The organism is Mucilaginibacter sp. SG564 (assembly GCF_013149275.1).
Classification (GTDB): domain Bacteria; phylum Bacteroidota; class Bacteroidia; order Sphingobacteriales; family Sphingobacteriaceae; genus Mucilaginibacter.
Genome location: NZ_JABGNA010000008.1, coordinates 228,884 through 254,040, shown reverse-complemented (window position 1 = coordinate 254,040; position 25,157 = coordinate 228,884). Strand labels below are relative to the sequence as shown.

Here is a 25,157-nt window from a genome sequence, read left to right as displayed (position 1 = left end):
TTTATAATATAGATACCTTTACACCCGCTGTAAGACTTTTGCTTGTAGGGTATTTGAACACATCATTACCATTCAGTGCATTTTCCGGATCAACACCCTTGTAGCCTGTAATGGTTAACAGGTTAACCCCGGTAACAAAAACCCTGAATGATGCTAAATGTAATTTATGCGCAAAATCTGTTGGCAATGTGTATCCTAATGACACTGTTCTCAACCGCAGGTAATTTCCGCTTTCCAGATAACGAGTTGACGCGCTGGATGAATTCTTGTTACCATTTGGAGATGGCTTAGGCCTTTCGGCAGTTTGACCAGGGGTTGTCCAATAATTTTTATCAGCGTCCTTATAGTAAGCCCATTGCCAACGCAAACCATCCGAATCAACATAAGATAATGACTGGTCATATACCTTGGCACCGGTAACCGCATATACAAAGAAATTGAAGTCAAATCCCTGATATCTGAAGGTATTGGTCAATCCAAAGTTAAATTTTGGAAGAGATGAACCTACGAATTTTCTATTTTCTGTTCTACTTGCAATAGTATAGCTATTGGTTGTTGTTTTTCCGTCAGCAAGGTACCACAGCGGGTCGCCATTTTTAGGATCAACACCTGCCCATACCGGTAAGAACCATGAGTTAAGCGGCTGCCCCACGCTGGTACGGCCCAAAGTTCCTCCTGCGATATCCTGATTATTAAACAGGCCGGTAACTACGTTTTTATTATATGAGAAGGTAAAGTCAGTAGACCAGTTAAAGCCATTCTTTGATTTAAAGTTATCACTGCTTAAAGTAGCTTCATAACCTTTATTTTCAACAGCTCCAACGTTTCTAAACGTGGTGTTAAAACCACTTGTTCTGGATACTGGCACACTTAACAATACTGAGCTCGATTTTCTGTTATAATAATCAAGAGATGCCCTGAACCTATTACCGAAAAAAGCAGTCTCCAGCCCCACGTCAAATTGTTTGTTTTTTTCCCAAGTCAAATCTGCATTACCAGGGGTACTTGGAGCGCTACCCGCTACACCGTTATAGGTTATACCAGAATAGCTGTATAATTGCTGCGCCAGGTAGTTGTTTGGCAAATTAGTAACAGGGTCAACCGGAAATGTAGCAACACCGGATGTTCCGTAGCTTGAACGTAAGCGTAAATCAGAAAATACATCCTGATTTTTCATAAAGCTTTCTTCAATAATTTTCCATGATGCGCCAACAGAGTAAAAATTAGCATACTTGTTATTAGCACCAAATCTAGATGACCCGTCTCTTCTGATAGAAGAGGTTATGGTGTATCTATTATCAAATGTATAATTGATCTGACCTAAATACGATAAGAAAGCATATTCATCCTGTCCGCCACCTACGCCATTTGGTGTACCAAAGGTACCCAATTCTTGTAGCTTGGCATTTGCACTTCCTTTTCCGTCAGCGCTAAAATAGGCCGAATTATATCTTTGATATTCTGTTAATACTAAATAATCAAACTGATGACGTTTATCATTTAAGCTAAACTGTCCGTACAACGAAGATTGAGAAGTAAATGTATAGACATTGTTTTGACTTTGGATCAACTCACCACTGGTAGCTGGTGTTGCTCCGATACCATTACCTGTTGTTGGATCAAAATAAGTTTTAACACCTGCCTGGATCAGATCTATCCCTATGGTTTGTTTTGCGTTTAACCATGGAGTAATTTTTATGTCTGCATAACCTTTACCTAGTACTCTTAACTGCCTTACTTTTGTGTAGTTCAGCTGGTTAGAGTATAAAAAGTTATCACCTGAAAAACCGCCATAGTCAGCCTCTTGCCCAGTATACAGCGAACCATCAGCTTTGTATGGATAAACGTGAAGTGGGCTATTTACAAAAGTACTTAAGATAGGGCTTGAATAAAGGTTACCGGCATCCGCATCTTTTTGGTTAGAGTAAGAAGTATTCAATGATAAACCCACTTTTAACCAATTTCTGGCTTTGCTGTCAATATTCAAATTTGAAGTAAATCTTTCAAAATTTGAATTCGGAACAGTTCCGTCCTGGTTAAAATACCCTAATGATAAAGAATGTGTTGTTTTCTCATTTCCACCACGAATTGCCAAATCATACGTTTGTGTACTGCCATGTTTAAACGCAGCATCTTTCCAATTAAATGTTTTATTTAACATTGATGCAGGATACTCTTCATTTATATCGGTTTGACTCGTTCCATTAAGACCTAAAACGGCACGTTCGTAGTTATAAGTTTGTGTTCCATTCATTAAGCCAAATTTTCCAAAACTTGGTCTTACCGTACCCACCTGTGTGCTGAAATCAATCACCGATTCGCCGGCTTTACCTCTTTTGGTTGAAATAACAATCACACCGTTGGCCCCTCTTGAACCATACAAGGCGAGCGCGGAGGCATCTTTCAATACTGTTACGCTTTCGATATCGTTGGGATTCATGTTCGACAAAATATCATTACTGTTTGTTGATGCAACTCCTGCTGCATCAAAGGCAAATTGCCCTCTTTCTACAATGATCCCGTCAATTACATAAAGAGGAGAGGAAGAAGCGGAAATAGATCCAACGCCCCTAATCCTAACATCAGATGATGCACCAGGCTGTCCGGAGGTGCTCATAACGGTAACACCCGCGGCTTTACCTTGTAAAACATCATTGATATTGGTTAAAGGAACATCATTAATATCTTTCGACTTTACTACTGAAGATGAAATGGCCGATTTTCCTTTTTCCTGAGAAAGATAGCCTGTAATAACAACTTCTGCTAAGGCCTTTGAATCAGCGCTCAAAGCCACATCAATATTGGTCCTGCTTCCGATAGAAACCTCTTGTGCTGCATAGCCTATAAAACTAAATACAAGCGTTGATCCGGTAGGAGCACTTATTGTATATTTACCATTTAGATTAGTTTGACCACCAGTTGTGGAACCCTTTATTTTCACAGTTGCTCCAGGAATTGGCAAACCATCATCTTTAGATGTGACTGTGCCTGTTACAGTTCTATTTTGTGCAAATGCCATTGAGGCTGTGCAGAAAAAACAAACCATAAACATTTTAAGTAATTTGTGTTTCATACTTTTTTAAATTATTAGATTATACTTTTTAAAATTTCCCTACGTTTCAACTTCAACAAAAAGCTGATAAACCGGCACAAGTCATGTCCTCCGGTGAGGTTCGCCGTACTTTGATAAGTATATATTTGATTTACAGGAACTTGAATGAATGACAGGTTTTGAATAAGGATTGTTTTTTTCATAACATGACCTTCAATTAATATTTAATTAAGGTTAACAAATAAAGTCCGGTCATGTATCCGGTGGGATTTGTCTTGTTTTCATAAATGTAAGTTTGATTTGTAGAAATTGAGCAAATGATAAGGTTTGAATAAGGGTTAGAATCAGTCTTTATAACGTAACCTTTAATTAGAATCTAATTAGGGTTAACAAACAGCATTCAATTATGTATACTGTGGAGTTTGCTTTATTTTCATAAGTATGAGTTTTGCAGAAATTTGAGCAGATAATAAGGTTTAAATAAGGATTAGTTTTTTTATAACATTATAATCTCCAATTAAAATCTAATTAAGGTTAACAAACAGCATCTGGTTATATATACTGTAGGGTTTGCTTTGTTTTCATAAGTATGAATTTTGCAGAAGTTTGAATTAATGATAAAGTTTAAATAATCGATAAGGTTTTTGTATTAAGACCTTTAATTATTAGAGGTCGATTAAAAAATTATAACCGGAGCAAAATACGCATCCGATAATCTATTTTTCTATAAAAAATAAATATAAAAAAAATAGAAATATTAACAATTAATAAGTTAAAATAAAATCCCGGGAACTATAAAAGCGCCCCGGGATTTTATTTAATAGTATATAATTATTTGGTAGCCCACCAAACCGCTGTGGTTGATGGAACTGTACCGGGATAGTTAAGGTTAGAAACTAACTCTGTATTTGGATATAAGAACCTTACAGGTCTTTGACCCGCAGCTAAAATAGAAACTTTAGAAATAGTCAGAAAATTCGGATAACCTGTTCTGCGGTATTCAGTCCAGGCTTCAAAACCTTGTGTACCATTCATGGCATAATACTTTTGGGTAATGATCCGTTTAACTATAGTATCCTGAACTCCGGTTAACTGCACATCCCGAACACCGCTATTAAGATAGGTGGTAGCATTGCCCATGGTAAGCCCTGTTGCTACAAAACTGGCGTTAACTCCATTTATAAACAACGTGCTTACATCTCCAACATATCCAGAAGCCCAGCCCCGGGCTACTGCTTCTGCCTGTAAAAAATAGCTTTCTGATAATGAAAAGAACTTAACAGGTGCTAATGCTGACGCTGGTAACTGCGGATTTCCGGCCACTAATGCTGTAGGAAGCGACACTTTCTTATTAGGATTAGACAGATAACCTCCCTGTGGAATAGCGGTTATGACATGTCCTGTTCCGGCAAGCGGGTCATAAAATTGAAACAACCTTGGGTCATTATTAGCTGCCATGGCATTAACAGCCGTGGCGCTGGCTACCAGGTTTTGGGTTTTTCCAAGTATCGGGGATGCCATTTCGTTATAAAGCGGATTTTCATTACCACCTATACTGTTATAAGTCATTTGCGCATCTGTAGTTAAAAAGGCTGCTTTTGCCTGGTACAACGCCGCAATGCCAGCTGAAGCTTTGGCTGCATCTTTACCTGATATACGTAAATAAGCCTTTAATTTTAATGTATTGCCAAATGCTGTCCATTTGTCTACATCACCCTGAAAAATCATATCCTGGGTGCCAATCGGCGTAAGTGTATTTGGTATTTTTAATAGTGCAACACCTTTGTCAATATAACTAAAAACACTGTCATAAACTGCTTGTTGAGGTTCGTACTTAGGACTTCCGTAGGTAACGCCTTTTAAAGCCTGGGTAAGCGGAATATCGCCAAAAGCATCCGTAGCAACCTGAAACGTATATGCTTTTAACAAATAAGCGATCCCCTTAACATCGGAGCCAGCAGTTTTATTATCAATAATCAACTGAGCATTTATCAATGAACTTTGATAAAGGATTCTCCAGGGAACATCAAAATCGGAATTCCTTAATGCATATTGATCTGTTGTTTTGTACTGGCTGGAAAAAGTACTTTGAGTCCAGTATTGGGCATAAAAACTGCCAGTTATTTGCAAACTGTTACCCATTGCTTGTCCCAATGCAGCTTCAACTGTAGGTAATAACAACGTAGGATCTGCACTTGATGGGTTATTAGGATTCTGATTTACATCCAGAAATTTTTTGCACCCCGTAAATCCAGCCGCGCCAATAAGAAACAGGTATAACCATTTCTTAGTGTTAAATATATTTTTTGTTCTCATTATTAATAGAGTTATTTTTTAAAATGAAACTTTTACGTCAAAACCGTAATTGCGTACAGACGGTTGAGCAGAATAGTCAAACCCTTGCGCATTTCCTGCACCTCCTGAGTTAACCTCGGGGTCAACAAATTTATTCTCTTTTGCAGTCCACAGGAACAAATTGTTACCATATAAACCTACAGAAAGAGCGCCGAAAGGAGTTCCTCTTAACTGGCTCTTATTAAATGTATAATAAAGACCGGCTGAGCGTAATTTAACATATGACGCATCAATAACGCTAACACCTGGGTTTGTACCGCTTGTATACAGATCCTGTTTGTTATATGTTACGCTTGTATTCGGCACATATGCACCGTTTTGCAAATAAGAAGAATTAGGGAATATGGCACCCATCCTTACACCGCCAGTTTCTGCCGATGTTCCGTTAAATCCTGTAATATCTTTTGTTCTGGAATATAATTTACCACCCTGCTTGGTATCAAACAATACGTTTAAAGATAATTGCTTGTAGCGGAAGTTGGTACCCCATGATGCCTGATAATTTGGATTATAGCTACCCAAGTATTGTGCTTTTGCTGTAGCCAGCGGAAGACCTCTTGTTGCGCTTACAACGGTTCTGCCTTGAGGGTCTGTTTGGTTGGTAACCGCGTAAAACTCACCATAAGGTTTGCCAACAGCTGCAACAATACTCATGCCGCCAAAACCACCAAGTACAACCTGATCAATTCCTGGCATCAGCGAAACTACTTTATTATTGTTTTTGGTATATGTTCCGTAAAGATCCCAGGTGATATCATCGGTTTTAACCACTGTTCCTTTTAAGCTTACTTCAATACCTTTGTTTTGAATTTCACCTGCATTTACAACTGAAAAACCATATCCGGTTGAATTAGGAATAGGAATAGCCAGGATCTGATTCTTAGAATTATTTTTATAATAGCTAAAGTCGGCTGATATTCTACCGTCCAGAAATCCAAGTTCAGTACCTATTTCAAAAGAAGAGGTTTTTTCGGGTTTAAGATTAGCGTTTCCAATTGTATTATTGGCTGATAGCCCACCTACGTTAGGGAAAGGGAAAGTGGTATTACCAAAACTACCATTAACGATGGTTCTTGAAAAATAGTTTAACAATTGGTAAGGGCTGGTATCATTACCAACCTGAGCCCAGCTTGATCTTAATTTACCGTAGCTTAAAACATTGGCTATGGAAGAGCCTTTTAATAGTTCTGAGAAAACAAATGAACCGGCTACACTTGGATAAAAGAACGAATTATTTTGTGTTGGCAAAGTAGATGACCAGTCATTCCTGGCGGTTGCTTCTAAAAAGATGAGTGATTTATATGAAAGGTTTAAATCTGCATATAAACCTACTAATCTTCTTTTATTGATATTATCAGTAAGTACAGTAAGCGGTCCGTTACTGTTAGTCAGATTGTACAAGTTTGGCACAACCAAACCGCCAGATGTATTTGTTGAAACTGCTGAAGTATTTTCTTCACGCTGACGAATATTGTTACCCAACATAAATGATCCACTAAAATCATTATTAAATTTATGGGTAGCGGTTACCATTAAATCATGAACAAACTCCGTTACATTAAGCTGATCGATCTCATAGCTACCATTGCTTGATTGTAAGTTACCGGTTGGATCATAATTGTCGCTTTGTGTATCAGCCGGAGCATTAGCATATTTTGGTGCAATAAACCTACGCCTGTCAGAATATGAGTCTATACCAAACCGCTCCTGAATGTTAAGCCAGCTTAAAGGCTTATAACCCAAATTTACGTTACCGGTAATACGGCTTACGTCATCCAGGTTTTTATAGTTTTGCAGTATCCAATAAGGATTAACGGTATAAGCGCCATAATACCCATAGGTATTAGGGTGTGTTACGCCATTAGCATCAACATAACTGCCAAAGCTATTGTATTTATTATTTAAATCCTTTAATGATGTAACAGGTATATCTCTTGGTGTTTGTAAAAGGTTATTGTAAACAGAAGAGTTATTCTGACCACCCGCTACTTCATTAGCATTAATTTTATTATAGTTAAAAGATATACCGGCAGAGAATTTATTGCTAAAATCTGTATGACCGTTAAATCTCACCCCGTATTTATTATAGGTGTCGCTATTGCCCGGAAGAATACCATTACTGTTTAGGGCATTCAATCCTAAATAAAACGTTGATTTCTCTGAACCGCCAGAAAAAGTCAAGTTGTTATCAGCAGCATAGCCCGTGCTGAAAAAATCGCGGATATTATTTGGAAGATTCGAGTAGGCTTTTGTTTGCTGAACACCATCAATTTCCTGCCCCCATGGCTGAACTTTTCCTGTAAAAGGAGCGCCCCAGCTACCATTCTCTCTTGGGTCATTAAAATAAGTTGTATTCGCGTCATTGGTACCTGCTTCAGTATAATATCCCTGACCATATTGATTTTGAAAATCAGGTAATTTAAGGATAGAAGATAAAGTATTTTTTGAATTGAAAGTTATAGACGTTTTTTCGGCATTCTTATTTCCAGATTTAGTAGTGATGATCAAGGCACCATTAGATGCGCGCGAACCATAAAGAGCTGCCGCCGCAGGACCCTTCAATACGGTAATAGAAGCAATATCATCTGGGTTAATATCATTACCCCTGTTGCCAAAGTCAACAGCTGAACGAGCGTCTCCGCTACCAATAACCCCGCCACCAATAACACTGGAGTTATCGATAGGTAAACCATCAACAACAAGCAAAGCCTGGTTATTACCAGAAATAGATGATCCGCCGCGTAAAACCACACGTGAAGAACTTCCCGGAGTTGCTGATGTTGAGGTAATATTTACACCTGCCACCTTACCAGACAAAGAGTTAATGGCGCTTGGGCTTCCGCCTTGCGTTAACTCATCAGCCTTAACTGTTGGTGCAGAGTAACCTAATGATCTTTTCTCTCTTGTAATAGCGTTAGCGGTTACCACCACCTCACTTAATGCTTTAGAATCTGATATTAAAACTACATCAATTGTTGTTTTGTTTCCTACTACAAATGATTGTGATGCGTAACCTATAAAGCTAAAGATAAGCGTTGATCCTTCCGGAGCGCTTATAGTATATTTACCATTTAAATTGGTTTGGCCACCAGTGCTGGTTCCTTTTATTTTTACCGACGCTCCAGGTATAGGCAAACCGTCTTCTTTTGAAGTAACCGTACCGGAAATCGTTTTATTTTGTGCAAAGGCCATAGAAGCCGTGCAAAAAAAGCAAACCATGAAAAGTTTGAGTAATTTGTGTTTCATGCTTTTTGAATTTATTAGTATTACTAAGATCTTAATAGGTACTGATTGAGAAAGGGGAACAGTCAATAGTACCAGGGGGCCGGATGCTGATATTTTGAGAATTTCCGGTAAATAAAAAAATAGAAAATATTTAAGTAGGCGCTATTATCATAGAAGTGTGTTTAATAGTTAATTAATATTATATAAGTCTGGTTCACAGCTCATACCAGTAATACAAACACAATAATAACATATACGCAAATAGGGTAATGTGCGATAATCACCATTTTGATCATTCTCGCACATTACCCTATTAAAGGAAAACTTATTATTATAAATATTATTTAACCTAAGCGAAACATTATCAAGCTGTTTGCCGGTATTTTAAAGGAGTAATTTTATAATGGGTTTTAAACAATCTGATAAAGGAGCTCGGGCATTCAAAACCAATAAGGTTTACTACCTCATTGATGGGATAAGCTGTGCTTTTTAACAGCAATTGCGCTCTTTTTAAACGCAGCTGTATTAAAAACTGATGCGGTGTTAGGTTAAAGGCTTGTTTAAATGTGCGCAACAGGTGATTAACAGAAAGGCATGAATGCTCGGCCAGATCTTCCAGGCTTATATTTTGATTATAGTTGCTGTACAAATATTCTTTTGCCAGGTTAAGCCGGCGCAGGATCTCTATTTTGGTGCTTGGATTTAAAAAGTGAAGCTTTTCAGCCTTTTTAAATATCTCTTCGTTATAGATACTAAAGTAATTAATAAGACAATGGTGTAAATACTCATTAATCAGTAATTCATCATGCATACCGTTATCCAGGTAATGCTTAAGATGATATACATTGTGCCTGATATCACCCGTAAACGGGTAAATAGTTTCGTCAAATTCCTGAAGCTGTTTTACTTTATAACCTCCCCTGCCTACCAGGCGACTATCGGCAGTTGTCCAACAATCCTTAAAATCTTTCAAAAATTGCTGGTCAAAACTAATACTGAAGGATTGTACTGGGATGTCTGAATCGGTATCGGTTGAATATTGTGTACCCCTGTTCAATATTAAAAAAGAATCGGGATATATGGATAAATGCCGTTTACCTATATCGTAACGTTCATTTCCTGCAAAAACAAACCTCAGGCTAAAATCTGAGCTGTACTGCTGATTTTGCTTCTGGCTGCTGCTACGGCTATAAATTTTATTATTATTCCGTAATGTTTTTGAATAATCCATCATATAAAAATTTATATTTCTGTATAATTTCTTTCTTCCAGTAAAATAAACCGGTTACCTGAGGGGTCCAGAAACTCAGCCGCAAGGCCGGTGGGCAGGTAACGTGGAACTGTGGAAAAAAACACGCCCGCGGTTTTATATAAATGATAATCTTTCAAACAATCATCAGTATTTAAAATAATACAGCTCTTAAAGGCGTTGCCGCCAACAACAAGCGCAACATCCAGATTATCGGCCTTTAAAACAGTATATTCCTCACCTTCCGCAAAAAACATATTACTGATCGGGTTAAAGCCTAACTTTTGCGTATAAAAACTTATCTGCGCATCGGCGTCCTCTGCAAAAACAGGGATATATTTCAATTTCATATTGCAATAGCTCTATAAAAGATTTTATGGAAATCAACCCGATATCAATAACATTAACTAGGGGTGATAATTCTTGGTGTGGGTTGCAGCCGATCAGTTAAAACTACTGCACATACCAAAGATAAGTTGGTTGCAAAGGCAACGTATCCCCCAAATAGGGGGATTTATTTATTATTAAACTTTAACAGACATATTAAGTAAAACGCGGGAAGTTGCTCTTTTACAGCGTAAAGACCTTTTTTGGGCTAAATAAGTTTGTTTTGTTTGGCCATCTTTATGGCATCGGCACGGGAGTTAACATCTAATTTTACGTATATATTTTTGATGTGACTGCGTACGGTTTCGAGGTCGATAAATAGTTCTTTGGCTATTTGGCTCCGGCTTTTCCCATCCCCTATCAGTTCCAGTATCTGGGTTTCGCGTCTGGATAAAGGAGACTCCTGGTTTTTTTGAAACGAACGTATAACCAATTTAGCAATATTAATGCTCATGGGGCCACCGCCGTCCTTAACTTCTTTAATAGATTCAATTATTTTAGCCGATGGCGTATTTTTAGTAAGGTATCCTGATGCTCCGTTAGCTAACGCGTTAAATATTAATTTTTCCGATTCATAAACCGTTAATATGAGCACATAACATTGTGGTAATAACTTTTTTAATTTAGGGATAGCATCAACCCCATTGGTGCCGGGTAATTCAATATCCAATAGTACAACATCCGGACGGTCGGTGGTTATTTTTTTAGCGGCTTCATCATAAGAGCAGTAGGTACTTACCACCTCATACCCTTCTGTAGCGCCAATGAGATAAGCATAACCATTCCTAATAGTTTCATCATCCTCAATAATGGTTATTTTTATACTCCGATCCATCTCTTTTAAAAATTAAGCTACAATATTTTTTTAAACTTTAACTCCACCGAAGTCCCTTTGCCTTCTTCCGAAATAATGATCAGCTCGGCATTAATACGTTTTGCCCTTGCTTTTATGTTATGCATACCATGCCCCTTTGACAGGGTACTATCGTTAAAACCCTTACCATTATCTGTAAGGCGCAAACTAATCTCATCTTTATCGGCATATGCCCAGTGCAACATCACCTGCCCGGCGTCGGCGTGTTTAAGCGTGTTATTGAGCAACTCTTTGTATATCATGGTAATATTGCGGCTATACTCCATGGGCAGCTTAACCTGTTTCAGGTTATCGTCTATCTTATTAAATTCAAAATCAACCGGAACATCCTGAAAAAGTTCTATACCGATTTCTTTTATATGCAACAAAGTTTCATATAAATTATCGCTTTTAGGGTCAAGGGCCCATAAAATATCTTTGGTGCCGTTATAAAGAGCGGCTGCATTTTGTTTGATCTGGTCAACAAGACCATGCTGATCGGCCTTAGTTTGATCAATTTTAGCATTTAAAATTTCTGTAAGTATAGAAATTCGGGTGAGTTTATTACCCAGGTCATCGTGAAAATCTTCGGCTGTTTGCTGCCTGATCTTTATTTTTTCTTCCTGCTTAATAGCTTCAATGGCCTGCTGTCGCTGTATTTTGCTATGATGCCAGATATTTTGCAAACCAAAACCTATTAACACAAAAAACAATACGGCCGATATTTGAAAAGTAAGCGTTTTATAAAATGGCGGAACAATTTCAAAACTAAAGTTAGCCGTATCTGGCGAAACCTTACCATCCGGACTGATGGCTTTTACCCTAAATGTATATTTACCCGGAGGCAGCATGGGGTATTCAACAACATTATTTTTTACGGGAGCACAAAAAGTACTGTCTAAACCAACCAGCTTATAACGATATGATACACTCGAAGGATTTTTCAAATAGATACCTAAGAAAGAAATAGCCAGGTGATTTTGATTGTATGTTAACGTAACCCCATCGGTTAAATAAGAAAAGGCGGTGTCCTGACTTTTGCTTATTTGCGGCATTAACTTCACATTTTCAATAATGATATGTGGTGGTGACGGTGATTTTGTTTGTACCCGGGTGTTATAAACCATCACAGATTTTGTAGTTGCTACCCAAACCTGATGGTCTTTATAAAGTATAGCGTTTTGATTGGTTTCAAAAACGGGCTCTTTTGAACCGGAATTATCAATAATCATGAATTTATCTGCGACACTATCAAACTTCATTTGATTAACTCCTTTACCCGTACCTATCCAAACATGATCTGCCTCATCAGTTACCAGGCTGTATATAGTATTTGCTTTGAGCCCATCCTTAACAGTATACCTTTTTAAATGATTATTTTCCAGGTTCCAGACAAATAAGCCGCGGTCATCCGTACCTATTAAAATCTGGTTACGATATTTGATCATGGTAAGGATAGCTGAATTTTTAAGAAAGCTCTGATTGTACGTCTGAACCACCTTTTTATTAACCAATAACACGATGCCATTTTGCGTGCCGATAAATACAGAATCTTTACCTGTTGATACTAATGATGATGAGTATTCGGGCACACCATCCAACTGTTTAAGTAAACCTTTTTCATAATAATAGCACCCTAATGATGTGGCCAACCAGATAACCCCATTACCATCGGCCGTAATAGCATGGTAAGCTATTTCATCACTTCCCTTTATCGACCTGAAGCCTTTTTGATCATATTGCCATAATCCGGCCTGGCTGGTGCCAATCCAAACAGTTTTATTTTTGTCAGTGTACAAACATTGTATGCCCGCCAGATATTTGGAATTGGGTGGGGTTGGTATATTGCTGAGCTTTTTCCCGTCATATCTTATTAACCCTCCCCCATCGGCACCTAACACAATATGGTCGTTCCAATCCTTAGTGATGGCCATAATTATTTTCGATTCCGGCAGGCCTTGCGTACCATCAAAAGTTACATACCTGCTGCCTTCGCAACGATATAAACCATTGCCCAGGCTCCCAAGCCATATATTATTATCCCCATCCACATATATATCCGCGATAGAAATATCCGTAAGGCCGTTGGATGAGTCGTAATGAATAACGTCATCATCCATTAAACAGTAGGCGCCATTATCGGTACCTATCCAGATATTTTTGTACTCATCCTGTTCAATACATAACAGTTGTCCTTTCACGTTTGCCATTTGTTTAGGCGCATAAGGCATTACCTGATTATTATTGGTGTAGAAAAGGCCTTTCCAGGTTAGCAGATAGGCTTTTTGAGCATCAAATTTGTCAAACAACATTTTTCTTACGGCCAGTTGTTCATATTTGCCGTTAAAGGGCGTAGAATATTCCCAGCGTCCATGGTTTAAGGAATAGATGCCTTTCCCGTAAACGGCAGCGTAAAGTTTTCCTGTTTTATCAACAGCTATGGTGGTTACCTTGCTACTGTCATCAAAGGTTACCGGTTCCATTTGGTTACCGGTAATTTTAAATAAGCCATAGCTCATCACTACCCAGATAGTGCCATTTGTGTCCTGGATTATATCGGTTACAATATTGTGTTTTTGAGAAGCTATGGGTTTGTAGCTAATAATCTTGCCGGCAGAAAGCATGGCCAGTCCGTCAAGTGTACCAAACCATACGTGCCCTGCACGATCAGAAAAAATGGTGCTTACATAGTTGTTGGGTAATCCGTTTTGCCTGGAATATCCCGAAAATTCTTTTCCGTCAAAGCGGCAGGCTCCGCCAAAGGTGGCTATCCATAAACGATGATCTTTATCCATCGTAAATTTATTCACCTGCGATTGGATCAGGCCATCGTCAATATCATAATGCGCAAACGTATATTTTTGCCCTAATGCCGGAAATACCTGCACCAAACAAATGAGTACAACACACCAAAACACCCTCACCTGATATAAAAAACACTTGTTCACTTACGCGCAAATTAATAGGTTGCAGTATCACCGCAATTAAATTTCAAAATAAAGCTAAATAAAATAAAAAAAATCACCCTTTTGGGGTGATTCATTTAATATAGGGTATATTGGTCAAAATCCCCTATAAAACTTTATTATAAGATCAGTTATTAAAACTCAATTCTTAGCGGTAACATCACCGGTGGTTCCTGTTGGGGTGGTGGTTTGCAGATCCTCAAACATTTTACAAACCTGGGTAATCTTCCAGTTATTATCATCATCTCTTTCAAGTGTAAGATAATTATGCTGTATACTATCGTGATAGCTAAAATCCACCCTGGCTATCACCAGCGCATCGCTTTTAGCCAGCACTTCGTAATTTGACTGGCAGTTTTGCTGGGTGCCTGCTTCTTTTTTCATGGCTTCAACCAAACTTGATTTATTTTGCAGGATCACTTTATTGCCGCGCGGAATTTTTAATGTATAATTTTCGTCCAGGATCTTGTTAAGCTCTTTATAATTGCCGTTCATATGGCTATCAATAAAATCGCGGATCACGGCTGCGTAGCCTGCACCTTCGGTTTTTGGACCTGTATAAGCGTAGATTGATGTGACTGATAATAAACTTACTAAACAAGCCACCAAAAATTTATTTTTCATTGTGATATTTTTTTATCAAATTTCACTACGGCTGCAAAATAAAAATGTGTGTATAGCACCTTAAAAATATGCGTATAACACCCTAAAAATATGCGTATAACACCACTGGCATTAATTTAAGAAGAAACCATATTGAATAATAAATTTTGAATGTCCCAACGTCAATTTCGTCCTTCATTATTCGATACCGGGTGCTCTGTATCGAATAATGTTATGGTACTATTCAATTATAATTGAATAGTACCATTTAAAATAAAAATAGTACCATTATAAATGGCAAGCTGGTGCGTAATTTTGTTTCATGTTACAAAACATACCACTATATGACATCTGCTCGTTATCTGATATCAATCAGGATGACATACTGATAAGCCGTTTTGCGCCATACCTGGATACCCATAAAAACCTGTTTACCACCCACCGTCATTCGTTTTATCACCTGGTATTATTTACAGAAGGGGCGGGTAGTCACACTATAGATTTTGAAAGCTTTGATGTTAAACCCGGGCAAATTTATTTCATGATACCGGGCCAGGTACATTCCTGGAGCTTTGAGGGTTTTACCGACGGCTACATCATCAATTTTTCGGCATCATTTATACAATCATTTTTGTTGCAGCACGGCTACCTGGATAATTTTTCATTTTTTAGCGGTAACCTTTCTGATGCGGTGATCAATTTACCTGCCGAAACCTATGCGGCCATAAAACCAGTTTTTGAAACAATATTAACAGAAGCAGTCAGTCTGGGCACCTCGGCCGCCGATATGATCAGATTATTGATGCTTCAGATATTTATCAGGGTTAACCGGGTAACCTCGGTACCTGTGGTAAATAATAATTCATCCTACAATCAAACCCTGCTCAAAAACTTTAAAAATTTAATTGAACATCATTATATCGACATCAGGTTACCGAAGGATTATGCCGCTATGTTATATATAACGCCTAACCATCTTAATGCGGTTTGTAAAGATATGATGGGGATACCTGCCGGTGAAATGATCCGTAACAGGATTATGCTGGAAGCTAAGCGTATGCTGACTAATCCTCAACTCAGTATCAGCGAAATATCACTAAAATTAAACTTCAGTGACAACTCCTACTTTACCAAATTTTTTAAAAAGCTGGAAGATGTTACACCCGAAGAATTCAGAAAAAAATTATTATACGATCATGGAAAATAACAACTATAAATTAGCGGCATGGCCAGCTTTTGTACATGCCAAATGCCCGCGCTGCAGGCGTGGTGATATGTTTGCCAATGGCATGTATGGCTTTCGCGGACAGGAAATGCATAAAACATGTTCGCACTGTGGCTTGGTTTATGAGCGGGAGCCGGGCTATTTTTATGTGGCTATGTTTGCCAGCTACGCGCTAAATGTTGCCGAAATGGTAACGATCGCGGTTGCCATCAGCGTTTTAACAGGAAGCCAAAATCCATGGTTGTATGTTTCTGTTATACTTACTGCAGCGGTAATACTTTCGCCATTTAACTTCAGGTACTCCAGGGTTATGCTATTGTATTGGCTTACCCCGGGTCTGCACTATCACCCCGAAATGAGCCGCGACAAAACAAACTGATTTTTTGATGACGATGATGATAAGCGTCGGTGGGTTTTACCTTCCGGCGCTTTTTTTATGATCTAATAATCTTGCCATGATTAAACTATGACGCACACTTGTGGTCATAACTATGTATAACATCTATATTTTTTGAACCATGAAAGCACGATTTAACATCATAAAGAAAGACCTCTATAATGTATTTGTAATGGGTAATGCTGATGAGCAGCAATTAGCAAGGGTTTATTTTTTACTAGCCATTCCTTGTTTTGCTTTACTCTTTACATTCGGTCAATTTCCTAAGTTTTAAGTACTATTTATTAATCCCGGTTTGCAGCAACATGATCTGCAAACCGGGTAAAAACAAGACAGCCATTATATTGCTATAATGACCGCTTGCCAACTGTTTCCCTAATTAAACTAACTAAACTAAAAACGACTATTAATATTTATTGTGCATACCGGCTTAAATGATTCATAACCATTTGCACATTTTTAATATAAAAAACACTATTAAAACCACATTGATTATCCGTCCACCTTTTTGTTTTTAAAAGACTTCGGTAGTCAAAATTGGTGATCGTAGGAAAATCTCCTTTAAGATCAACCTGTGCTACACTATCTGCCTGATGATCCTGTTGCTGCTTAATTTCAGATGGTTGGCTATTAAATGTTTTTATTTCACTATCTGAAGTAAATATTCTGGCACATGCCACGAGTATAAGAGAAACGAAAACTAAAATTAAAAAGTGGTAAAAAAGTTTCATAGTAAATAGCTTTGTAAATGTTAAAGTGGCCCTCTTAAACATGAATCCAAAATTAATCTTACTACAACTCAAATAACAGGGTGATAATACGGTATCGCCTACGTATTTCTACGCATTTTTACATTCCATGAAATAAACTATTGATTTATTGATAATAATTAATGATTAAAACCATTAATTTATCAAAATTAAAAAAGCCTACGAAGGTAAGTAACCACAGTGTTTTTCTTAGAGTGGTTTATTGATTACTAATAAACTTTTGGTCAAATTTTACCGGTAACCTGCAGCCTGCAGGTCAAATAATTCGGCATAACGGCCTCCTTTAAGCAATAGCTCCTGATGGCTGCCTATTTCTATCAGCTCTCCTTTTTCCAGCACCAGGATCCTGTCGGCCATGCGAACGGTGCTAAAACGGTGCGAGATCAGCACTGCTGATTTACCTTTGGTTAATTCGGCAAAGCGCTCAAAAACATTGTATTCGGCCCGGGCATCAAGGGCTGAGGTAGGCTCATCCAAAATCAGCAACTGGGCATCGCGCATGTAGGCCCGTGCCAGGGCAACCTTTTGCCACTCGCCCCCAGATAACTCAACCCCATCGGCAAAGCGTTTGCCTAATTGCTGATCATAGCCACCAGGAAGCTTTGCTGCCAATATATCTGCCAGGCTTTGACGGGCCGAGTTTTCGATAAGCGGGCGGTTTTCCTTTTCGCCTATTTTACCAACTGCGATATTCTGCGCAAAAGACATCTGGTAACGCAGGTAATCCTGGAAAATAACGCCCACATTAAGCCGCAGATCAGCCAGGTCATATTGTTTCAGGTCGATGCCATCCAGTAATATGCGCCCTTCTGTTGGGTCGTACAAACGGGCCAGCAGTTTTACCAGTGTGGTTTTACCCGCCCCATTTTCGCCTACCAGCGCCAGCTTTTCGCCCGGGTATAACGTGAAATTCAAATGGCGGTTGGCCCACCTGTCGGAGTTAACATAACGGAAACCAACGTTTTCAAAAGTAAAACCCTGTTGTATAGTTTTAGGGAATGGCAACGCATTTTCTGCCAATTTGATCTTGGGTATGATTTCAAAAAATTCAAAAAAATCGCGCAGGTAAATAGCACCCTGCGATACTGCCGTAAAATGGGTTAAAATACCTTCGAGCAAAGCACGCAACTGCCTGAATGAACCTGCCAGGAATGCCAGTTCGCCTATAGTTACGCTACCATTAACCGTGCGTACAATAATCACCAGGTAAGCCGCATAATAACCCAGGCTGCCCAACATGGCAAAAAACGTACCCCATAAGGATCGTTTTATGGCAAGCCGTTTATTATCGCCATAAAATTTATCAGACAGGAGTCTGAACCTGTCGATAATAAAACCCGAAAGATCAAATATCTTTACTTCTTTGGCTGTTTCGTCGCTGGCCCCCAGGTAACGTACATAATCAAGTTCGCGCCGCTCAGGTGTTTGCCCACGGGTTAGCGCATAGCTTTGATCGTTAAAATATGATTCACCCAAAAAAGCGGGGATAATAGCAATAAGCAGCAATACAATAAGCCAGGGATTAAAAGCCATTAATCCAGCAGCCAGGAAACCCATGGTAATGAGGTCCTGCACCTGGCTCATTACTTGCGAGAGCAATATGGTGCGGCCTATGGTTTGCTGCCGCGCCCGTTCCAGTTTATCATAAAATACCGAATCTTCAAACTGATCCAGATCCAACGTAGCGGCATGCCCCATGATTCTGACAGAAGTATAGTTGCTAAACAGATCGCCCAATAGGCTATCCATCAGGGTGATGGCCCTGCTAAGAGCATCAGTTAATATGGCCAGGGCAAACTCCAACCCTACCAATTGCCACAGATAGGTCATGTCCTTAACGTGCTCATGGCTCACCATAACCACCTGATCGATGATCAGCTTGCCCACATACAACAGCCCCAAAGGCATGGCCGAACGGATGATACGCAGTAAGGCATTTACCACTGTCATCCAGCGACTGGTTTGCCATACCAGTTTAAAAAAGGCGGGCAGGTTACGTAAGGCCTCAAAACGCTCTTTTAAGGTAACTTTAGTATTAATGGTATTTTTTGGTGGACGGTCGGTCTTCAATATTATCTTCTTTCTTATTGGTAATAAGCGAATTTAACCAATTAGTGCCCTCCCCACCAAAGAGGGAATTTATTTTACACTGAGTTGTTTTTTCATAAACCACCAGTCAAAACCATAACCCAGTTTTTATTACTTTTGCCGGCATTATGACAACTACACTACACAATCAATTCGACAGTATAATTTTTGATCTTGATGGCACCCTTTGGGACAGTACAGCCAACGTGGCCCTGGCCTGGCAGGCAGCTATTTCAAAAGTGGATTATATTGATGAACTGATGACCGTAGAACGTGTTAAATCCATCACCGGCATGACCTACGATGCCATTTTTGATAAACTATTCCCCAATCTTGATACCGAGCAACGCAAAGAAGTACAAGCCCTTTGCGCTGTTAGCGAATTGGAGATATTGCATACCAAAGGCGGTGAGCTTTATCCGCAGCTGGAAGAAACTTTGAAATACCTGGGCACCAAATACAAACTGTATATAGTAAGCAATTGCCAAAGCGGCTATATCGAGCTGTTCCTGGACCTGAATAATATGCACGCGCATTTTTTAGGGCACCAATGCTTTGGCACCAAAGGCAATCCTAAGGCTGATAATATTAGGGATATTGTAAATGTTCATCAGCTTAAAGCACCAGTGTACGTAGGCGATACCATGGGCGACTATACCGCAGCAAACCAGGCCGATGTGCCTTTTATTTTTGCCAGCTATGGTTTTGGTAAAGTACCCGATGGAATGGTAGCTACTATAGACAGTTTTAGCGAACTAACGGAATTACTGTAATATCCCTATATTAAAAAACGGGTGTTTTTTTCCTTACTTATTTTCTGTTGCTTTGATCAGGGTTTCCATCTGTATGATTTGCGATGACAGCGATAGCAAACATATCTTTTAAGCGGCAGCCAAAACAAAAATAATTTTACTAAAGGGCCACGTGGTATGCGACTAACGCTGGTATTATTACAACGCTTACAATAAACATTATGTGTATGGCTTGTTCGCCTTGAAGCGATGGAAAGAATGGGTTTTTCTTCAATTTCAACAGTCATGGTCAGCTAATTAAGGGGGTTTTTTACTGCCCGACTGAAATAAAACTATCAAAAGTGCATAGTTATCCAATAAGTTCACATTTCAATCGAGGGGCGACTAAAGTTAACTTAAAAATAATAAATTCTATAGCTTTTTTTGCTTAAAAAATAAAATCAATATTATCCATCAAGCAATAATTGCATAAAAAGCAGGTCGAGCCACCGATTAAACTTAAATCCAACCTCTTTAAAGTGCGCAACTTGTCTAAAACCCAACGACTGGTGTAGATGATAACTAACCTGATTTTCGCTATCGATACCTGCTATCACCGCATGAATACCATTCTTTCGTGCTATATCAATAAGCGGCCTGAGCAAAAGCTTGCTGATACCTTGTCCCTGAAAAACCGGATCAACATAAACGGAATGTTCAACAGTATAACGATAACATGGCCAGGCGCGAAAATGCCCGTAAGTACAAAAACCGGCTATTTTGCCGCCCGTTTCTGCCACTAGCACCGGAAAACCGTTATTCACTCTTTCCTGGTACCATGCCTGACGCATTTCAAGCGTATGGGGTTCTTCGCTGTAAACCGCGGTTGTATTTAATATGGCATCGTTATAGATGTGCAGAATGGACAGCAGATCACCCTCATTCGCGTTTCTGACATTTATTATACTGTTCATCATTTACTTATAAATCAAAACACCCCAAACTTTAGGTAAGGGGCGCTTTCGATATTGTTTTCGGATTAACCTTTTTTTTCTGGAGCCGGGCTGCCCGCGCCTGGCTGACCTCCCGGAGGCATACCGCCAGGGGCTCCACCTGCGGGAATAACTACTTCGGGGTGTGCGGTACCGCGGTGACAGGTATTACAGTTAACACCAGATTGCAAGATCATGCCTAATGAATCTTTTTTGGCGTGAAAATATTTCTGGTTTATTTTATTCATCATCTTAAACATATCACGGGCCATTTCCTTTTCAGGTTTAGCATCGCTTGCCCAATCCATTTTTTTGGTTTCCTCGTTACGCACATGACAAAAGTTGCAATGTACCCCTAAGGAGTGCTCCCACTCTTCCATTACTTTATGAAGATTATCGCCAGAAATATTTTTCGGCAACACTTTCAAGTTTTTAAAACCCTCATCCTGCGGCTTTTTAGGGGTCATGGATGTCATGGCACCTAATACCACAATGGATAATAACCCAACGGTAGCAACTATTTTTCTATTAAAAGGCATTATTGTCATATTTAAGTCACCGAAAATAACTATTAACTTTTAATGCCACAACACCGAATTCCGTAAAAAAGGTAATTTTTAAGATACATTTTATGGAATCGGGATTCGGGGGGAGTTAAGAATCGAGAGCCAAGAATCAAGATGAACCTTGTTTTTCGTTTATTTAAAATGTTTTTTTTTATCTTGATTCTTGACTCTTGGTTCCTGATTCTTATCCGGCATTAATAACCGGCCAGATCAAATAGCGGGAAAGCAATTTTTCGCTGATGGCCCATAGCCTATTCCGCGACTCACTGTCCGTCGCGATAACTGAAGTTTTGGCTGCCTTCTTTTTTATAAAATAGGCTCCATTATGTTTTTCGAGTTTTGAAGCGGTAGCAAGGTATATGATGGTTTGGGCTCCTTGCTCAGCAGTTATCATAAACGGGCGGGCAAGTAACATCATTATTTTATTGAAACCTTTGAGCATGGCCCCAAAACCCGTTTTTACCAAACCCGGATGCGCGGAGAATGCCAGGATACCTTTATCTGCATATTTTTCGGCCAGTGACTGGGTGAAATAAATATTGAACAGCTTACTCATACCATAAGCCTTCATTGCGTTATATGATTGTGTCCACTGTAAGTCATCAAACTGGGGCTTGCTCCATTTATGCGCTTCTGAACTTACGTTTATAATGCGTGCCTGTCCTTTTTGCAGCAAGGGCATAAGGCAGTGGGTTAGTAAAAAATGGCCCAGGTGATTAGTGGCCAATGTCATCTCAAATCCGTTCTTGCTTATCTGGCGTTCTTCAAAAACGCCCCCGGCATTGTTGATGAGTATATTAATGGCAAATAGTTTTTCTGTTAGCTCGTCTGCAGCTTCGCGCACACTTTGCAAATCGGCCAGATCGCACCGTACCACATATATTTCTTTATTGCCGGTTTTACCTATTATTTGATTTTTGAGCCTTTCGCCTTTAGGCGTATTACGCACCAGTAAATAAAGCGCGTGCCCTTGTGCTGCCAACGCCAAAGCGGTTTCCTCGCCTATGCCCGATGTTGCACCCGTAATGATGGTTGTTTTTAAAGCCATACCCTCTACCCTCTGAAAAAGATAACTTTCAGATTTGCAAGATACTTGTTTTTTTAGCCCATAACTTGCTAAAGAGGGATTTTTTTGATTGGCATCAATACTTTTACAATTCTATTGAAATACTCAAATTTTATTATGCAGGTTTTCCTTTATTATTCGCTTCTTAAACTCTTCACTGGGTTTGCCAATGCCGCTTTAACGGATTGAAAACTAATCGTGATAAAAGCTATTATTATTGCCGTTAAGCCTGCCAATACAAACACATACCAGCCAATATTGATGCGGTAAGCAAAATCTTCGAGCCATTTATTCATGCTGAACCATGCGGCCGGAATAGCTATAGCTATAGCTATAAGCACCAGTTTGATAAAGTCTTTTGCCAGCAGGCCAATAATTTCGCTAACGGTGGCGCCTAATACCTTTCGAACACCTATTTCGCGGGTGCGCACTTGCGCCGTAAAGGCGGCTAAACCTAACAAACCCAAACACGAGATCATGATAGCAATACCCGCAAAATAATTAAACAGGGTTCCTTCCCGTTGTTCGCCTTTATAAAGATTGTTAAAAATATCATCCAAAAAGGTATAGTCAAAAGGGTATTGTCCATTGTATTGTTTAAACTGATCCTGGGCAGCGTTAATAGCTTTTTGCGCGTTACGACCATCTGTTTTGATATACATGGAATTTAAATCCTTTGTATAGTAAAAAATAGAAGGTGAGATCTTCTCCCTCATGGAAGCGAAGTGAAAATCTTTTACCACACCTATTATGGTGCCATTAGTTTTCCACATCCTGAATCTTTTCCCTATCGGATTTTTTAAGCCAATTTCTTTAACCGCTGCCTCATTTAAAATAAAATGGGTTGAGTCGGCCACAGCTCCAGTAAAAACAGCTCCCTGTGATAGTTTCATTTTAAAAAAGGACATAAAATCCTTATCAATGGCCATAGGGTGTACAATAAATGTTTGATTAGCCGCTTTACCATCCCAATCATTATCGCCCGAGACGCCGCCAAGTCTTACAATGTTGGAGTTGGACCGGGTAACACCCAATACGCCTGGCTGTTTTAAGAGTTCGGCTTTTACGGCATCATAATGTTTGGCCATATCGCGCATCCAGAAAGCAAATACATGACTTTTATCATAGCCCAACTGTTTTGACCGGATAAAATTAAGCTGGCTGGTGATCACCATTGTGCCAATGATAAGTATAACCGAAAATGTAAACTGGGTAACCACCAATATTTTCCGGAAAGTAACATCACCAATCCCGGCAGAAACTTTACCCTTTAATGCTTTAAGCGGCTCAAATGACGACAGCAACAAGGCAGGGTAAATACTTGATACAATAAGCGTACCCGATATGGTTGCCAATATAACCATCCATACATGATAATCATTCAGGTTAAATACCAGTTGTTTACCCGATAGTTCATTAAACGCCGGCATCAGGGCATAAATAAGCATGATGGCCAAACCTGCGGCAATTAAAAACAGCAAAGCGGTTTCTACAATAAATTGCAAAAACAAGTGTGCTTTTGCTGCCCCGATAATTTTACGCATGCTGATCTCTTTTGACCGCAGCATTGAGCGCGCGGTTGAAAGGTTTACATAATTAATACAGGCTATTACCAATATTAATAAGGCTATAACAATAAATATCCTTACAGTGCTTATACCCCCATCGCTACCATCAAGATGATATAAGTGCATTTTGGTTAAGGGTAACAATAAATATTCCACATCAGTATCTTCTTTTTTATGGCTGATGTGAATGTCAAACAACTTGGTCTTTAAGCTTTGCGGAGCAATATCCGGGTTAAGTAAAAGATAAGTTTCATAATTAAAATTGCTAAAATTGCTATTTACGTCTTCCTTGTTATCCGTGAGTTTTTTGTTGATATGGTAACTCATCGGCATGATCAGATCCATATTAAAGCTTGAATTATCCGGAAAATCGTTAATAACACCTCCTACCGTAAAACTGGCTTTATCATCAGCTATAATTACTTTACCCATCGGGTTTTCGTCCCCAAAATATTTCTTAGCCGTTTTTTTGGTAATTACCACGGTATTATCGTTTGCAAAAGGCTTTGCTGTATTGCCCTGCACTAATGGAAAGTCAAAAACCGAGAAAAATGATGGATCGGCAAAAACAACGTTCTCATTACCAAAAACTTTATCCCGGTATCTGAACATCGAAAAAAATTCGTTGCCTGTGATACGTACCTGATCCTTTACGCCCGATAATTGTTGCTTGGCCAGCGGCCCCATCGGGGCAACATCCTGCGTCCAGATCTGCCTGCTGGCCCCGGTACCGCCAAAAATTGCCATTCTGTAAATATTAGGCGCTTTTTTGTGAAAGCTGTCAAAGCTTAACTCGTTCTGCACCCATAATAATATCAGTATCCCGATAGCCAGGCCAACAGTTAAACCAACGATATTGATAGCAGAGTAAAATTTGTTTTTTAACAAATTACGCCAGGCGGTTTTGAGATAATTTTTCAGCATTGTACAAATTTATATCAGCGTGCCTGCTAAGATTATGCCATTCGCATAAACAATTAATTATCAACCAATTAATACAAAACACATTATAAAGCTCCGTACGGATATATTATAGTAATTGTTCGGATGCGGACGGTTTATCA

General features: G+C 39.1%; 18 protein-coding genes. 4 read left to right on the top strand and 14 right to left on the bottom strand.

The window, feature by feature from the left end:
• Window position 1: 1 nt before the first annotated feature.
• From FHW89_RS19675 to FHW89_RS19640, 8 genes are all read right to left on the bottom strand, one after another.
• Window positions 2–3,073, bottom strand: coding sequence for a TonB-dependent receptor (locus FHW89_RS19675; protein ID WP_172336753.1), 3,072 nt, complete (start codon window positions 3,071–3,073; stop codon window positions 2–4).
• Window positions 3,074–3,883: 810 nt separating this feature from the next.
• A complete protein-coding gene (locus tag FHW89_RS19670) occupies window positions 3,884–5,368 on the bottom strand; it encodes a SusD/RagB family nutrient-binding outer membrane lipoprotein (RefSeq protein ID WP_172336752.1) in 1,485 nt (494 codons plus the stop codon).
• 18 nt (window positions 5,369–5,386) lie between these two features.
• A complete protein-coding gene (locus FHW89_RS19665) occupies window positions 5,387–8,653 on the bottom strand; it encodes a SusC/RagA family TonB-linked outer membrane protein (protein ID WP_172336751.1) in 3,267 nt (1,088 codons plus the stop codon).
• Window positions 8,654–8,996: 343 nt separating this feature from the next.
• Window positions 8,997–9,866, bottom strand: a complete 870-nt coding sequence (locus FHW89_RS19660) for an AraC family transcriptional regulator (protein WP_172336750.1) — start codon at window positions 9,864–9,866, stop codon at window positions 8,997–8,999.
• Between the two features lie 8 nt (window positions 9,867–9,874).
• Complete coding sequence (locus tag FHW89_RS19655; protein WP_172336749.1) at window positions 9,875–10,231, bottom strand: VOC family protein; 357 nt, start codon at window positions 10,229–10,231, stop codon at window positions 9,875–9,877.
• A gap of 245 nt (window positions 10,232–10,476) precedes the next feature.
• The gene (locus FHW89_RS19650; RefSeq protein ID WP_172336748.1) at window positions 10,477–11,103 is read right to left on the bottom strand and encodes a response regulator transcription factor; all 627 of its coding nucleotides are present in this window, start codon (window positions 11,101–11,103) and stop codon (window positions 10,477–10,479) included.
• 17 nt (window positions 11,104–11,120) lie between these two features.
• Window positions 11,121–14,069: a sensor histidine kinase gene (locus tag FHW89_RS19645; RefSeq protein WP_172336747.1), complete on the bottom strand. Its 2,949-nt coding sequence runs from the start codon at window positions 14,067–14,069 to the stop codon at window positions 11,121–11,123.
• A gap of 159 nt (window positions 14,070–14,228) precedes the next feature.
• Entirely contained in the window at window positions 14,229–14,711 is a 483-nt protein-coding gene (locus tag FHW89_RS19640; protein ID WP_172336746.1) for a nuclear transport factor 2 family protein, read from the bottom strand.
• A gap of 301 nt (window positions 14,712–15,012) precedes the next feature.
• On the opposite strand from FHW89_RS19640, the gene FHW89_RS19635 reads away from it, so the two are divergent.
• From FHW89_RS19635 to FHW89_RS19625, 3 genes are all read left to right on the top strand, one after another.
• Window positions 15,013–15,897, top strand: a complete 885-nt coding sequence (locus FHW89_RS19635) for a helix-turn-helix transcriptional regulator (RefSeq protein WP_172336745.1) — start codon at window positions 15,013–15,015, stop codon at window positions 15,895–15,897.
• Window positions 15,887–16,294, top strand: coding sequence for a DUF983 domain-containing protein (locus tag FHW89_RS19630; RefSeq protein WP_172336744.1), 408 nt, complete (start codon window positions 15,887–15,889; stop codon window positions 16,292–16,294). The genes FHW89_RS19635 and FHW89_RS19630 overlap by 11 nt, the downstream gene beginning before the upstream one ends.
• A 139-nt stretch (window positions 16,295–16,433) precedes the next feature.
• Window positions 16,434–16,586 (top strand): hypothetical protein, encoded by a 153-nt coding sequence (locus tag FHW89_RS19625; RefSeq protein ID WP_172336743.1) that lies wholly within the window; start codon window positions 16,434–16,436, stop codon window positions 16,584–16,586.
• 139 nt (window positions 16,587–16,725) lie between these two features.
• On the opposite strand, the gene FHW89_RS19620 is transcribed toward FHW89_RS19625, so the two are convergent.
• Window positions 16,726–17,043: a hypothetical protein gene (locus tag FHW89_RS19620; protein WP_172336742.1), complete on the bottom strand. Its 318-nt coding sequence runs from the start codon at window positions 17,041–17,043 to the stop codon at window positions 16,726–16,728.
• Between the two features lie 270 nt (window positions 17,044–17,313).
• On the bottom strand, window positions 17,314–19,152 hold the full coding sequence (locus FHW89_RS19615; protein ID WP_216650632.1) for an ABC transporter ATP-binding protein: 1,839 nt from the start codon (window positions 19,150–19,152) through the stop codon (window positions 17,314–17,316).
• A gap of 146 nt (window positions 19,153–19,298) precedes the next feature.
• Between FHW89_RS19615 and FHW89_RS19610 the strand changes: the two genes are divergently transcribed.
• The gene (locus FHW89_RS19610; RefSeq protein WP_172336741.1) at window positions 19,299–19,943 is read left to right on the top strand and encodes an HAD family hydrolase; all 645 of its coding nucleotides are present in this window, start codon (window positions 19,299–19,301) and stop codon (window positions 19,941–19,943) included.
• A 425-nt stretch (window positions 19,944–20,368) separates the two neighbouring features.
• Here FHW89_RS19610 and FHW89_RS19605 read toward each other — a convergent pair whose 3' ends face one another.
• The 4 genes from FHW89_RS19605 to FHW89_RS19590 all read right to left on the bottom strand — a co-directional run bounded on the left by FHW89_RS19605 (window position 20,369) and on the right by FHW89_RS19590 (window position 25,017).
• Window positions 20,369–20,878 (bottom strand): GNAT family N-acetyltransferase, encoded by a 510-nt coding sequence (locus tag FHW89_RS19605; RefSeq protein ID WP_216650631.1) that lies wholly within the window; start codon window positions 20,876–20,878, stop codon window positions 20,369–20,371.
• 62 nt (window positions 20,879–20,940) lie between these two features.
• The gene (locus FHW89_RS19600; RefSeq protein WP_172336740.1) at window positions 20,941–21,432 is read right to left on the bottom strand and encodes a c-type cytochrome; all 492 of its coding nucleotides are present in this window, start codon (window positions 21,430–21,432) and stop codon (window positions 20,941–20,943) included.
• A 211-nt stretch (window positions 21,433–21,643) separates the two neighbouring features.
• Window positions 21,644–22,507, bottom strand: coding sequence for an SDR family oxidoreductase (locus FHW89_RS19595; protein ID WP_172336739.1), 864 nt, complete (start codon window positions 22,505–22,507; stop codon window positions 21,644–21,646).
• 152 nt (window positions 22,508–22,659) lie between these two features.
• On the bottom strand, window positions 22,660–25,017 hold the full coding sequence (locus tag FHW89_RS19590) for an ABC transporter permease (protein WP_172336738.1): 2,358 nt from the start codon (window positions 25,015–25,017) through the stop codon (window positions 22,660–22,662).
• Window positions 25,018–25,157 lie beyond the last annotated feature (140 nt).